Annotated in this window: 17 protein-coding genes and 1 tRNA gene; 13 read left to right on the top strand and 5 right to left on the bottom strand. The window is 44.7% G+C overall.

Features of this window, described 5'->3' with window-relative positions; all coding sequences use genetic code 11:
- Positions 1-147: 147 nt before the first annotated feature.
- Positions 148-1,431, bottom strand: a complete 1,284-nt coding sequence (gene serS / locus KKZ03_RS15630; RefSeq protein ID WP_243217729.1) for a serine--tRNA ligase — start codon at positions 1,429-1,431, stop codon at positions 148-150.
- A gap of 591 nt (positions 1,432-2,022) precedes the next feature.
- Between serS and KKZ03_RS15625 the strand changes: the two genes are divergently transcribed.
- The gene (locus KKZ03_RS15625) at positions 2,023-3,195 is read left to right on the top strand and encodes a GGDEF domain-containing protein (RefSeq protein ID WP_243217728.1); all 1,173 of its coding nucleotides are present in this window, start codon (positions 2,023-2,025) and stop codon (positions 3,193-3,195) included.
- 149 nt (positions 3,196-3,344) lie between these two features.
- Here the strand turns inward: KKZ03_RS15625 and KKZ03_RS15620 are convergent, their stop codons facing one another.
- Positions 3,345-3,797, bottom strand: a complete 453-nt coding sequence (locus KKZ03_RS15620; protein WP_243217727.1) for an inorganic diphosphatase — start codon at positions 3,795-3,797, stop codon at positions 3,345-3,347.
- A gap of 39 nt (positions 3,798-3,836) precedes the next feature.
- Positions 3,837-4,433, bottom strand: a complete 597-nt coding sequence (locus tag KKZ03_RS15615) for a DedA family protein (protein ID WP_243217726.1) — start codon at positions 4,431-4,433, stop codon at positions 3,837-3,839.
- A gap of 681 nt (positions 4,434-5,114) precedes the next feature.
- Here KKZ03_RS15615 and ychF point away from each other — a divergent pair.
- A complete protein-coding gene (ychF, locus tag KKZ03_RS15610) occupies positions 5,115-6,206 on the top strand; it encodes a redox-regulated ATPase YchF (protein WP_243217725.1) in 1,092 nt (363 codons plus the stop codon).
- 54 nt (positions 6,207-6,260) lie between these two features.
- Positions 6,261-6,337 (top strand) — tRNA-Met (locus tag KKZ03_RS15605).
- A gap of 567 nt (positions 6,338-6,904) precedes the next feature.
- Here KKZ03_RS15605 and KKZ03_RS15600 read toward each other — a convergent pair.
- Positions 6,905-7,390, bottom strand: a complete 486-nt coding sequence (locus KKZ03_RS15600; RefSeq protein ID WP_243217724.1) for a helix-turn-helix domain-containing protein — start codon at positions 7,388-7,390, stop codon at positions 6,905-6,907.
- A gap of 219 nt (positions 7,391-7,609) precedes the next feature.
- On the opposite strand from KKZ03_RS15600, the gene KKZ03_RS15595 reads away from it, so the two are divergent.
- Together KKZ03_RS15595 and KKZ03_RS15590 are read left to right on the top strand one after the other, a co-directional pair.
- Positions 7,610-7,954, top strand: a complete 345-nt coding sequence (locus tag KKZ03_RS15595) for a helix-turn-helix transcriptional regulator (RefSeq protein ID WP_243217723.1) — start codon at positions 7,610-7,612, stop codon at positions 7,952-7,954.
- Complete coding sequence (locus KKZ03_RS15590; RefSeq protein ID WP_243217722.1) at positions 7,951-8,226, top strand: hypothetical protein; 276 nt, start codon at positions 7,951-7,953, stop codon at positions 8,224-8,226. The genes KKZ03_RS15595 and KKZ03_RS15590 overlap by 4 nt, the downstream gene beginning before the upstream one ends.
- Here KKZ03_RS15590 and KKZ03_RS15585 read toward each other — a convergent pair.
- A complete protein-coding gene (locus tag KKZ03_RS15585) occupies positions 8,186-8,479 on the bottom strand; it encodes a hypothetical protein (protein ID WP_243217721.1) in 294 nt (97 codons plus the stop codon). The two genes, KKZ03_RS15590 and KKZ03_RS15585, sit on opposite strands and share 41 nt — an antisense overlap.
- Positions 8,480-8,571: 92 nt before the next feature.
- Here KKZ03_RS15585 and KKZ03_RS15580 point away from each other — a divergent pair, with 92 nt between their 5' ends.
- From KKZ03_RS15580 to KKZ03_RS15545, 8 genes are all read left to right on the top strand, one after another.
- Positions 8,572-8,862 (top strand): hypothetical protein, encoded by a 291-nt coding sequence (locus KKZ03_RS15580; RefSeq protein WP_243217720.1) that lies wholly within the window; start codon positions 8,572-8,574, stop codon positions 8,860-8,862.
- Between the two features lie 150 nt (positions 8,863-9,012).
- Positions 9,013-11,394 carry a Mu transposase C-terminal domain-containing protein gene (locus KKZ03_RS15575; RefSeq protein ID WP_243217719.1) on the top strand — a complete coding sequence of 794 codons (2,382 nt, stop codon included), beginning with the start codon at positions 9,013-9,015 and terminating at the stop codon, positions 11,392-11,394.
- A 158-nt stretch (positions 11,395-11,552) separates the two neighbouring features.
- Positions 11,553-12,284 carry an ATP-binding protein gene (locus tag KKZ03_RS15570; protein WP_243217718.1) on the top strand — a complete coding sequence of 244 codons (732 nt, stop codon included), beginning with the start codon at positions 11,553-11,555 and terminating at the stop codon, positions 12,282-12,284.
- Positions 12,285-12,330: 46 nt separating this feature from the next.
- Positions 12,331-12,681 (top strand): hypothetical protein, encoded by a 351-nt coding sequence (locus tag KKZ03_RS15565; RefSeq protein WP_243217717.1) that lies wholly within the window; start codon positions 12,331-12,333, stop codon positions 12,679-12,681.
- Positions 12,674-12,994 carry a hypothetical protein gene (locus tag KKZ03_RS15560; protein ID WP_243217716.1) on the top strand — a complete coding sequence of 107 codons (321 nt, stop codon included), beginning with the start codon at positions 12,674-12,676 and terminating at the stop codon, positions 12,992-12,994. The genes KKZ03_RS15565 and KKZ03_RS15560 overlap by 8 nt, the downstream gene beginning before the upstream one ends.
- A complete protein-coding gene (locus KKZ03_RS15555) occupies positions 12,981-13,235 on the top strand; it encodes a hypothetical protein (protein WP_243217715.1) in 255 nt (84 codons plus the stop codon). The genes KKZ03_RS15560 and KKZ03_RS15555 overlap by 14 nt, the downstream gene beginning before the upstream one ends.
- Positions 13,232-13,381 carry a hypothetical protein gene (locus tag KKZ03_RS15550; protein WP_243217714.1) on the top strand — a complete coding sequence of 50 codons (150 nt, stop codon included), beginning with the start codon at positions 13,232-13,234 and terminating at the stop codon, positions 13,379-13,381. The genes KKZ03_RS15555 and KKZ03_RS15550 overlap by 4 nt, the downstream gene beginning before the upstream one ends.
- Entirely contained in the window at positions 13,378-13,545 is a 168-nt protein-coding gene (locus tag KKZ03_RS15545; protein WP_243217713.1) for a hypothetical protein, read from the top strand. The genes KKZ03_RS15550 and KKZ03_RS15545 overlap by 4 nt, the downstream gene beginning before the upstream one ends.
- Positions 13,546-13,580: the final 35 nt, after the last annotated feature.

Here is a 13,580-nt window from a genome sequence, read left to right as displayed (position 1 = left end):
TTTATAATTATAGATCTTGGGACGGCATGGAATTTACTGAATGCCGAGTTTTCAGGAGCAATTATCTGCATTCAAGTCGCCACTTAACTTAACAGAAAAGCGGCATTCCTCAACTACATTACACCACTGATCACTTCATAAAAATAATTATTCGACTAATTCAATAACAGCGAAACCGCCCATATAAGGCAATAGTGCTTCAGGAACACGAATACGACCTTGGGCATCCTGATAATTCTCCATCACGGCAATCAGGGTTCTACCAGCCGCCAGACCAGAACCATTTAAAGTATGCACCAATTCAGGTTTGCCGGTTTCAGGGTTTCGCCAGCGTGCCTGTAAACGCCGCGCCTGAAAATCCCTAAAATTACTGCAGGACGATATTTCCCGGTAAGCGCCTTGTCCCGGCAACCATACTTCAAGATCGTAGGTTTTTGATGATGAAAACCCGGTATCGCCGGCACATAACAACATTTTCCGGTAAGGCAGGTTTAATTTTTTCAGGATATTTTCGGCATGAATAGTCAGTTCTTCGTGTGCATTAGCGGAGTCTTCAGGCTTAACAATTTGCACCAGTTCAACTTTTTCAAATTGATGCTGACGAATCATGCCTCGCACATCACGTCCATAAGCACCTGCTTCACTCCGAAAACACGGGCTATGACAAACAAATTTAAGCGGTAACTCCTTGGCATCAATGATTACATCCCTAAACATATTGGTAACAGGAACTTCTGCAGTCGGAATCAGATATAAAACCGGATCTTGATTGATTTTGAATAAATCATCTTCAAATTTTGGTAATTGTCCTGTACCGCGCATGCTATCGGCATTGGCTAAAAAAGGTACATACGTTTCTGTGTAGCCATGTTCAGCTGTATGCGTATCCATCATTAACTGAATAATTGCGCGTTGTAATCTTGCCAACGGGCCAGTTAAAACGACAAAACGACTGCCGGCAATTTTTACACCTAACTCAAAATCAATACCTTTTAGTTGTGCGCCTAAATCAACGTGGTCTTTGGGCACAAAGTCGAAATCAGGCACATCACCCCAACGACTAATCTCAAGATTAAATTCTTCAGATTTACCATCAGGCACAATTTCATCGAGAATATTGGGAATACCCTCCATCAAGATTTCCATTTCCGACTGAATGTCCGTCAATATAGCTTCGGCAGCTTTTAATTCATCGCCTAAATGTTGTACTAAATCCAACAACGACTGTACGTCTTCACCTTTGGCTTTGGCTTGTCCAATCGCTTTTGAGCGACTGTTACGCTCATTTTGTAATTCCTGGGTTTTAATTTGTACGTCTTTGCGTCTGGCTTCCAGCTTAACATAAGACTCGGAATTAAAGGTGAATGAACGCCGATTTAATTGTTCATTAACAAAATCAAGATCAGTTCTAAATAAGCGGGGGTCTAGCATATCGGCATTTTACCTTTATAAGTCATATTGCAAGAAGGGTTGATTATTTTATAACTAACTGTTTAGTAATAGATTGTCATTTTGTAAGTGCCCTATGGAACGTTCATTATATACTCACATGATACACGATGGGATTGCTTGAGAAAACAGCAGATCCAAAAAATCTGTATGAGTTACGGCCTTGTTAAGTGCTTAAAATTAAGTAGTGGCGGTTATTTATTACCTGAAATATGAAAGATTTTAAGTGCTCATGACAGGGGCATTTTTATGCGCTGATTTATCTTAAATAAATTGTCATCAAATACTGATAGACTATTTGATTTACCACCGATTTATTTATTCAAACCAACTTTTTAATTTAAAAAATAAAACTCAGATAAGTATTCAGCAACGTATTATGGTTTGTCTGCTATATAATAAAATTTTCAAGCAAGCGATACATGAGTATCTGCAAATAAATTATGTTATATCACCCTGTCCCAATAAATTGATAATTTTTATTGGAATACTTTATTACCTCTGTAATGCCGACAGTGTAGGAATACAGATGTTTATTCAACTTAAGGTTTTTATTGACTACCGGGTAAAACATTGATTTTTGATATACGCACCATGTTGATGACAATGTCCTTGCTGACTTTGCTATTTTCCGGTCTGCTCATACTGGCTGGATTGCATGTCGGTAACGCCCGTGGAGTTCAGCAGTGGGCACTGGGTAGTTTATATATCGGCTTGGGTCTTGGTTCTGCTTATATTCAGCAAGGGCCAATTTACAATACATGGCTTTTGGTATTTGCCGCAACCTTATTGGCGGGGGGGCTGGGCTTACAATTCAATGGGATACAGGTTTTCAAGACTGGTCGCTATAATAAGTATATTCCATGGTTACTGGCTGGATTGATGTTTATTCAAAACATCTGGTTCGTTGTCATTGATCCCGATATTCATTCCAGAGTTATCGCTAATTCACTACTTTACGGATTGGGTAACGCCGCTTGCGCTCAAGCTTTGTTTATCCGGATAGAGCAACCATTGCGTACTGCATATTGGTTTACTGGTACGTCGTTTGCAATATTTGCGACATTATTGTTGGCCAGAGCGATAACGATTTTTAACGCACAACCCGAAACCTATAGCCTTTACTCGCCGGCAGCCTTTAATACTGCATCGGTTTTTATCGGAATTATGTCGGAAATGTGCGTAACCTTCGGCTTTGTATTGATGCTAAATTCCCGACTGGCCGCAGAGCTACAAAAACTGGCATTGCTTGATCCGCTGACCGGAGCCCTGAACAGACGAAGTCTTGAACAAGAAGCAGATCGTCTGTCCGCGCGCTGCACCCGTACCGGAGATATAATGGCAGTCATGATGATTGATCTGGATGATTTCAAGTCCATTAATGACCGCTACGGCCATCCAGTTGGCGACGCGGTATTGATAAATCTGGCTGAGGTGGCGCAAAAAATCATTCGTAGAGATGACTATTTCGCTCGTTACGGTGGTGAAGAATTTTGTATTCTGCTACCGTCCACCAGTGAGAAAGATGCCTGGATATTAGCTGAACGTCTTCGTCAAACATATGCTGACATGTTGATGAAGTTCGATGGGAAAAGTCTGCACAGTACCATTAGCATCGGTGTTTCTGATTCACTACATGTCGGCGTGGAATTTACCTTGTTAATAGCGGCAGCAGACCAGGCAATGTATATTGCCAAACAGGAGGGTCGTAATCGGGTAATGCTACATTCATCCTGTTTAAGTTAAGTTGCTATATAATTTCCCAGAAAAATTATTTTATTAGGTTAATAAAGTTGCATCTGTTTAATGCAGCAACATTATCCTTATCATTTTAACGGTAACATAATTAATGCGCTACGACATGGAGATGCTGACTAAAGGATTGTCGTGTCTTTTCAGTCAGTATGGGCACAGGGAGTTGCCTTTGCCAAGGCATCATCGGCCTCATGCCAGCCTTCGCAGCTGTTGCATCCTCGATAGCCTCTTGTCATATTAATCAGGCTTTTGGCTTTGGCATAGAGCATAAAAAACAGCAGAATCAGACGTTTTTTCCATGGCGAAACTGGTAAGCGACTACATATTAGTTTGTCGTCATACAAGCCGTTGTCGATCATTCTAATCGCACCCAAAGCATGGATTTTTATCGTTGTACCCAATGCAAGGTGCGGACCAAGCACTACTGCATCCAGAAAATCACCATCCATTCCAATAAATGCCGGAATTGAGCCATAGTTAAACGGGCAAGGTAAGGGAGAAATAAAATCCACTTCTCCTGTTGAACCCCGCTTTAAAAAACTGCCTCGGGGTATCTCAATGATCACTTCAACTAAAGGGGCTTCTTTATGCATGTTTATTCAATTCATTACTGGTTAGTTTGTCAAAAAATGCTATTTTTTCGACAAACGACCGTTGCGTTTTTGTAAGAAATGCTGCTCCAGCTTTTGAAAATAAGCATAAATCCCATAAGAAAAGCCTGCCGCTATTGGCAGCGCCAAATACCAGTGTTCTTTGGCAGTGGTCAATAAGGTTAATATTTCTGCGCCATAGTAATAAGCCGGCGTTACAGTAATCGCAGCCCAAACCCATGCGCTGATAAGATTAATGAAGGCAAACTTTTTTGCCGAATATTTGGTGATACCAATCGACATCGGAATGACTGTACGCAAGCCATACATATAGCGCTGCATAAAAATAATGGGCCAGCCGTATTTTTTTAACAGTAAATGTGCGATTGCAAACTTACGCCGCTGTTTATGCAGTTTGCGTTGAATAAAGCCTTTGTTAAAACGGCCTATATAAAAATAGATTTGATCGCCAGTAAAACCACCCAGACCTGCCACAAACACCGTTACGAAGTAATCCATGTCGCCGGTATGGGACATGATTCCACCCATGATCAGGCCCATTTCTCCTTCTACTATGCTCCACAGGAACAAAATAACGTAACCGTATTCCTTAAGCCAGCCAATAAATAGTTCTTCCATAAAAATCTTTAATCTCGTTAAGATACTGTTTTAATTGCAATTATATCTGTATTTGTGCTTAGTTTCAGCATTAAACTATCTTGCATATGGTAGCATAGGGCTTTGTTGAGTCGTAGAAATACTGACGGTATCAAAGCAAACTTGGCTATAAAATCTGGAGATACTGATAGTTATTAGATGGATAAAAGTCAGTAAAATGATAGTCTTCACAAGCATTAAGGGAGTCGTTATTTTTGCGAAAGATTTTTCCGGGCTTCCTGCTCGAAAAATCAGCAAAAAATTACGCGACCGCCAATGCCTTCGGCTGCCCCGATTCGTCCTCGTCACCTATGTTTCGACCCAACAAGGGGTCGAAACATAGGTTCCAAATGACTTGACACCGTCTCGTAAAGCCTGCATTTTCACTACGCTACGCTTCGTGAAAACACATGCCCTACGGCTATCGCGGACTAAAAATCTTCACTTCGCTGTCGCTCCGTTTCCAAGATTTTCAGCGAGCGATTGTCATTTTTTGACTACAAAGAGTCTTCTTATCCAGAGTCAATCAGAACCAATAACAGCTAAATTAGTGTTTTAAGTGTTTAGATCGGAGCGATAGCTAGTATAATTACCGTTGTTTCGGCTTGATAATCTTGCTGTACCTGTCTTCATTTTTTAACTCAAAACTCTCAAGAGGAACCTATGGCGCTTTATTGTGGAATCGTTGGTTTACCCAATGTTGGTAAGTCGACCCTGTTTAATGCCTTAACTAAAGCAAAGATTGCTGCTGAAAATTATCCATTCTGTACCATTGATCCTAATGTCGGTGTTGTACCTGTGCCAGACATCAGAATGGAAAAATTGGCAGAAATAGTGAAACCTCAGCGCACATTGCCTACAACTATCGAATTTGTTGATATAGCCGGTCTGGTTGCCGGTGCATCAAAAGGCGAAGGCTTGGGTAACAAGTTTTTGGCTAATATTCGGGAAACCGATGCGATAGCACATGTTGTCCGTTGCTTTCACGATGATAACGTTGTTCATGTTGCCGGAAAAATTGATCCAATTTCAGATATTGAAGTGATTAATACTGAATTGGCCCTTGCCGATATGGCTTCGGTTGAAAAAGCGTTAATACGGGCAAGTAAAATTGCCAGAACTGGTAATAAAGAAGAACTGGTTAAAAAGCTGGTTTTAGAGCGGGTTTTAAATCAACTGAATGAAGGCGAACCAGCCCGTACATTACCGTTAACAGATGATGAAAAATTATTCATTAGAGATCTTTGTTTAATGACGCTAAAACCAACCATGTATATAGCTAATGTCCAGGATGATGGCTTCGAAAATAATCCTTTATTGGATAAAGTACTGGCACTTGCCAAAAAAGAAGGCGCAGTCGTTGTACCAATTTGCGCAGCCATAGAGGCAGAAATAGCCCAGTTGGATGACGAAGAAAAGAAAGAGTTTCTGGATGATCTGGGGCTGGAAGAGCCCGGCTTAAATCGTGTAGTCAGGGCGGGTTATGATTTGTTGAATTTGGCCACGTATTTTACTGCTGGTGTTAAAGAAGTCAGAGCTTGGACTATTCCTGTTGGCGCGACTGCACCCCAAGCTGCCGGCGTTATTCATAGCGATTTTGAAAAAGGCTTTATTCGTGCCGAAGTCATTGCCTATGAAGATTTTATTACCTATAAAGGTGAGCAGGGTGCGAAAGATGCTGGAAAATGGCGACTTGAAGGTAAAGATTACATTGTAAAAGATGGTGATGTGGTGCATTTTCGATTCAACGTTTGACAAATTAACCGGGGATATCTATAATTCCGGTTCTTTACAAAGACCAATTTAAATGGCGATGTAGCTCAGCTGGTTAGAGCACGGGATTCATAACCCCGGGGTCGGTGGTTCAAGTCCACCTATCGCCACCAAAAAAATCAAGGACTTAGGTGTATACCAAGTCCTTTTTTTGTGCCTGAAATTTAAAAAGGCGCACTGAATGCGCAATTCTAAAACAAACGACCGCAATGCTTTCCAGTATTTCAGGCATAAAAAATGTGAAGAGCTGGGTTATTTGGTATGTAATAGCAGAATGAAGCAGAATGAAGCGGGACTATTGTGAAGAGCTGGGTTATTTGGTATGTAATAGCAGAATGAAGCAGAATGAAGCGGGACTATACGGAATAAGGCTTTAGGCCGTTTTAGTCGTTTTTTGATTTGTGGGATATTTGGTAGTACTTTTTAACGGTTACGAAATATTTCGCGCGACATTTGGCATGTTTTTTTTAATTTGCGTTAATTTTTTTTAGATTCAACCGTTTTTAACGGCATCCTCCTTAAATTCTTCAGTAAAACCCTCCTTTTGGTAAAAAATAAAAGTCTCGCCGATATACAGCGAGAAATTTAGTGTGAAGGAGCTGCCTGGAACCTCCCCCGTATTATACTTAAATTCATCTTCTATTTTATTCGTAAATTTCAAACATTTCCCCATTAGTTGTTTAGGTAACTGAATTCATTAGTTTAGTTACAATTTGTTTGGCATATTCATGCGATGCCAGCTCTTTTTCTTTCTTTTCATCCACCAGTACGTGATACGCCATAATAAACACTCTGGTTTTAACGTCCGGACGCATAGTGCGCCGCCGTTTAATCAGCTCTAGCTCTATCTCTTCAATAGCCGTTTGTAAGCACTTAGCGTCAATGACTGACTCAACTGGCTCGGCAGGCGCTGCTGAGGGCGCTACCGGCTCATTAGTAGGCTTTGTGTCGTAGTCAGCGACCAGCATTGGGCCTACACCTTTCAATAGCCAAGTAGCATTGATACCCGCATCTATAAAACGGATGATGGCATCTGCTCCAGGCTTGCTAATATTCATCTCATATTTTTGTAGCGTGCTAAATGGAGTTCCTAATAAGGAGCTGGCTTCTTCCTGATTAAGATTTCTATATTCGCGCCATTGCTTTAATCTTGCCCCGATAGTCATGTCGCAACCGATGCCGTCTGTTGCGACACATCAATAAATATTATTGCGACACATGACGCAACAATAACCATCTGATTTATATATAAAAATGAAGTAATCACTAAATTATTCCTATACTTCTGTTGCGACAATCCTTATTAGGATTTAAATTGCTTTGACATAAATCCTTATTAGGAGTTTAATGATCATTCGTTAATTGAACAGCTTGGAGTATAAATCATGATTAAAAAAATTACCAAAAAAGCCGATCTTGGCGTGGAAGATACCGCGCAAGATTGGCATCCCGCCGACATCAAAGCCGCCCTTAATAAAGCCGGTTATACGCTGTCATCTTTGGCTGAAGAACTGGGCTTAAGAAGCGGCTCGATGCTATCAAAAGCCTTAACGCTTAGCTACCCCAAATCAGAACGCGGTATTGCCGAAGCTATCGGTGTGTTGCCGCAAATCATTTGGCCCAGTCGTTATGAATTGGATGGCGCCCGCAAGTTGCAGGGCTTCCAGAAGTTAGAGTCTAGTCGCAGAACCAAGCGTCTACAAGCCTTGGCCGAAGGAGCGCAAGCATGAGCCAATTAATCAACATCACAACAGGGTTTAGCAAGGTGAAGAAAGCGGCGCTACTTATGCGGCGCCACTTATTGGGAGGGTTAAAGAAAATTCAGGTTAATAAGCCCTGTTTAGACCCGTTTTATCAAATTATGGTCGCGGAGATAAACGCTGCCAAGGCTGAAGATCGTGCTTATATTCCCAGGAAGTTATCCAGCAATCCCGCTTATGTAGCAGCGAGAAATAAGGAACTTACTGCGTTGCGTCTGGCTCGCCGCCGGCAAGATGAATAATTATCTCATTTGCCACCTGCTCTAGCGCTATTTTAGCGCCACCCGGCTCAACTTTATAAGCTTGGGCTATCAGCTTGTAACAGAGTGCCTTACCATCAATCACCTGGCTTTTATCAAGCGCGATGATTAGGTTTAAAAGCAAGACATGCAGGGCGATACCCAGGTCACGGGCATCGGCCATTTCATCTGCAACAAAGAGCAAGTCTTTATCCATCTGTTCCAGTGTTGGTGGTGGTAATTGTTTTTCTATCATGGTGGTCTTCTCTTTTAAGTGTAGTTGTGGGAAACGAAGCTTAGCACGGGGACAGACCGCCGCCCAAAACGTAATTTTAAGAGGAATATCCTATGAGCCATCAAGATCGTAAAGAAGTGGAAAGAAATAACTCCTGGCAGACCGTTAATCCGCCAGAAGGTTGGAAAGTTGGATCAGAAAGTCCCTTTACTTTGCTCGACGAATACGTTGGTCAAGCCATTGATCGAGCACATTACGGTAGGTACTTAGTTGACGAAGCCAAGAATCAGGTAACGGCTTATCAATACTTGACGCAATTATATGCTCGCTTGCTAACGCGAAGCTGTTTTTTAACGCGGCGGGTGATGGGTGCGTTTCGATTACAGCATAAAGAAAAGCGGTAATGATTTGCTGTTGCGCTTCAAGATCGCGCAGTCGTTCTTGGACGTTAAGATCAATTTATTCAGTCATGGTGGTCTTCTCTTTTAAGTGTCGTTGTGGAAAACCAAGCTTAACACGGGGACAGACCGCCGCCCAATTATCGGGGGAAGGCCATGAGTACGCTTAACGACCTGGCCACACTGGTCGAAATAGCGACAGCGATGGGTAAAAGCAAGCGATCTATTGAGCGGTGGTCAAAAAAAGAGGACTGGAAATGCAGCTTTGAAAAAAGCCACAGCCGACATAAAAAACAATTGTATGCCCTGAAAGACTTACCGCAAGACATTCAGTTTGCGGTGATGAAACATCGGCAAGATGCGCACATCACTTTATATAGCCAACAAATGGAGCAACAACATGAGCAATTTAACACCAGAAGTACCCTTAATTATGCCGGAGCTGTGGGAGGAGCTGTTTCAAATAGAGCGAAACCTGAGCCTGTACCAGTTGCAGTGGATGTTGCAGATAATGGCGGGCGAAGCCACCTTCTCGATGGCGGGGAGCAATCCACCACTACAAGGGATCGTACTGAAATGGCACAACGATCAAGTACAGCTACAGGAGCAGGGCTTGGCCCAGTTGGACGAGTGGGAAAACCGGTGGAGCCTGACACAAAAGGGCTTGTTAGCCATCCGGTTGTGGATGGCCCAGTTGCATGTCGAGATTCAGGCAGCGACCTTAGCGGTTATACAGCCGGACAGCGAGACACCCACTTAGCGATACAGATCGTCATGCGCTGGCTGGATACCTACCCAAGTAACAACAAATCCCTGGCCTTGCGCGAGCTTAATCAGGGTTATCAGGACGGGCGATTATCCAGTGCCTTGGTCTCGGCTTTGGGGCGGTGTCGGCAGAAAGCCTCCGGGGTTACCAAAACCACGGACATTTTAACGACTTCCACAGTCGCTAAATGGCAGGCCCGCCTTAAAGAACAGGGTAATTACACCCCGGGAGTCAGGCAAAAAGACTTTGAAATCAAGGCGTGGCATGTTGATCTGAGAACACGCCTGGATAACAACCGGCAAAAATGTACCTATGCCTTGATCCATGAGCAATTGCAGGAGCGCCATCCCGAAGTGGGTTATACCGCCATGCTCAACTGGATTAATGAGAAGTACAGCCGGATGGATGTCTTGAAGGGTCGCCATACCGGGATGCAGTTACGGGGACGGCAGGCTTACCAGCCACGAACCAACGCCGGTATGTTGCCCTGGGATGAAGTCCATGCCGATGGCTGGAATACGCACTTTACCGCACCGCACCCGCGTACCGGTGATTTTGTCACCTATGAGTTATGGGATTTTCATGATGTGGCTACCCGTTATATCCCGCCGTTTGGTATTGGTTTAACGGAAAACTTTGAAGTAATTGCCAAGGGTATTGAGAACGCCATACGGGATCAAGGTGTTATGGCTATTTTGCAAACTGACTCGACCAATATCATTAAGGCTAACAAGAATTTTACCGGCGATCCGGTTAAGTCTATCAGTGATAAGGCGGGCATTACCATTGTGCATCCCAAGACGGTCGGGAATGCACAGGCCAACGGCATCGCTGAAAACTGGCATGCCTGGGCTGATAAGCAGTGTCGGGTCTTGGCAACCTATCAGGCCAAGGGGCAGGACAGTGTAACGCTACGCAATGTGAAGAAAATTACCGCGCAAATGGTCAAGGCTGCCGATAAAGGGGATCTGGAACTACGCGATAAGCTAAGAGCGCGGGCGGCCAAAGTGGGCGGCGGGATTGTCTTTGGTAGTTATGCCGAGGCGCTGGAATGGATAGAAACCAACTTGCGCCGGAAGTGGAATAACAAGCCCCATAGTGCCTTGCCGAAGGTGCGCTGTGCCAACAGCGGCAAGATGCGCCACCAAACCCCGCAAGAGTGTTTGGATGAGCATAAGGCGCATGGCTGGCAACCGATCTTTATGGATGAATCTATCCTGGCAGATTTGTTTATGGTGCATATAACGTTACGGGTCAGTCGCGGTATGGTCAAACCTTACGGTGGCATGTTGTTTCGCTCGCCTGAGCTGGATGCCTACGAAGGCGACAAAGTGGTCGTGGCTTATGACAGCATGAACTATGACGAGGTCATCGTGAAGGATATGAAGGGTGAGCTGATTTGTATTGCACCTTTCCTGGAAGCTACAGGTTATCGATCAGTGACCGGATCGGAAGCAGCGGATGAAAAACGGGCAGTTGCCAACTTGAAGAATCTGGACAAAAAGAAGGTGGTAGTCAGTAAGCGTGCCGGACTGGTAGACGGAAATATTATTGAGGGTGAGGTTTTGCAGCGTATTCCGGTGATTATGCGAGAGCTTGAGGCGCCCTTGATATCGATGCAGGACATACTGCAAGCGGTTGACGAGCCGTTAAAAAATACGGTAGTTGAGGGTAATTTTAACAAGGAACCCGAGGTTGCCATGATGAGGAATTACCAAGAGCAAACCTTGTGGCTAGCCAAGTTAATGGCTGATAAAGCAGCGGAGGAATAGTGGGTTCATATAGGTAGAGACGCGATTAATCGCGTCTGTACTAACCCAACGAGACAGGCTCTATGGCAGGCATGAATAAGGGCGGATAAACCGCCCTCACCATCCTTTCGGTTACAGCCGGAAGGCACTTTTTACAACCATGAAACAGGATTATAACCATGAAATACCATTATGTAAAAACCAGTAACCATCAGTTATTTGTGGCGATGTTAAGCGCCCTGGAAGCGCGCACCCCACGCGAGGCCCGTATTTTGTTATTGGCAGGTGAGCCGGGCACCGGCAAAAGTCGCTGTGTCGATAACATTGGCGCCGAACACAATGCCATTCACATCGAAGGTATTCCCAGTATGAACGTGACCTATTTACGGGACTTATTGGCCTATGAGTTGAGTTGTTCTGGAGGCTCCAAGTTTTTACAACAAAAAGCGATTGCCGATACCTTTGCCGTGCGCAAACCCATGGTGATACTGGACGAAGCCCAGCATGGTCTGGACAAAAAAGCCGATTGTATTGAGTATTTACGGCGTATCTGTGAGCAGGCCGGTAGCGTATTGATTCTGGTCTGTCATAACAGTGAAAAACACCGCTTTGGTGAACATCGGCTGGCACATATCGCCACGCGCATCAGCGCTCTGGTGGATTTTGTACCCGCTACCTTAGCCGATTGTCAGTTGTATCTGGCTGAGTTGTGCGAAGTTGGCATTGATGTCGGTATTGCCCAGCAAGCCTTAACCCAGTCGCGTGGCCGTTATCGACTGCTGGCGGTGGCCTGTCGAAATCTGGAAGACTTTGCTACGGCTACCGGCAAGACCCAACTTACGGCGGCTGATACCAAGGGCATGATGCTCTGTGAGGACGCCATGAAGTCTTTACGTAAAAGTTCCAAATAATGAGTAACCAATCCGATAACATTAGAAACAGTCAGGAGTGAGCGCCATGCGCCAAGGACAACAAGCACCACGAACCAGAACCGGCGGACTACGCGCACGGGCCTGGTGGGTTTTACGTAAAAACCGCAGCATGACCTTAATTGATTTACAAAGTAGCCTGTGTACCGGCTCCGAGAAAGATCCGGTTGCCAATCTACGCAAATGGCTAACCAAGCTGGCTGCCGCCGGAGTGGTCGTTATTGAACGGGTGGATGATGGCAAGCTGACCAGCAATGGTAGTTATAGCTATACCGTGGTTAAAGACCTCGGCCCTAAAGCCCCTATAGTCAGAGCGCAAGGCGGGCAGGTCTTTGATCCCAATAGTAATGCCATTATTGAGGGCGGCGATCATGAGTGAGTTATTAATCGCTTTTAACGCTAAGCGCACTGAGATCGGCACCAAGGCGCTGGCCGATGCCTTGGGGATTAAAGACAGTGCGGTGCGCATGATCGGCACCGGCCACTATCCCAATCCCACGGCGATTTTAAACCAGTTTGCCCGGCAATATATCAATGTGGTGGCCTGCCCGCATGTTGGGCGCGTTATTGAACGCGTGCAGTGTAATGCTCGCTCAAGCGCACCCCGCCCGTTTGGTGGCCTATCCAAGTTAATTTGGTGGGAAGCCTGTCAATTTTGTGAAGAGCGTGGAGCTGCACATGTTAACCAATAAAAGCATGGTCATTGATGACCAGGTCAATAGTGGTGGCGCAAGCCCCGCCCACACGTTAACCGTACAAAATTATGGCCGGGGCGATATCGCCTTGCGTATTTCCGGGGTATCAGAGTTTAGAACCATCGCCGGTGCGACGGATATTTTAACGGTGATGACCGCCGATGAATGCATGGGTTTTATTCGTTTATTACTGGATACCTGTCGGGTTGCTACCGGCAATGAGGAGTTAGTGCTATGAGTCGTAAATGTGATTTGTTAAAGGAAATTAATCGTAATTTGTTCTGGGACCGTATCAATGAGGCTTTGTCGGCCTTGGCGCTGGCCCGGGTGATTCGGCGCAATCGCCGCACTGCCAAAGAGCTGGAACGTCGGGGGGTGTTATGAATGTTGCTTTGCTGGCTGATTATGGCTGCCAACTTACCGGCTATCAGCTGCTGGGCTTAAGCATAATCCTATCGCTATGTTTGTTATGGAGCATTGCGGCGCTTTATAGCTTGCTCCGCTTGGCTAGTCGGCTATGGTCGGCATTGCTAACGCTGAAAGATTAATTGTTAACGAGGCGCACGCCCGTGCGTCTCTACCC

It is taken from the genome of Methylobacter sp. S3L5C (genome assembly GCF_022788635.1).
Classification (GTDB): Bacteria; Pseudomonadota; Gammaproteobacteria; order Methylococcales; family Methylomonadaceae; genus Methylobacter_C.
This window is presented reverse-complemented; position numbering and strand designations above follow the sequence as displayed.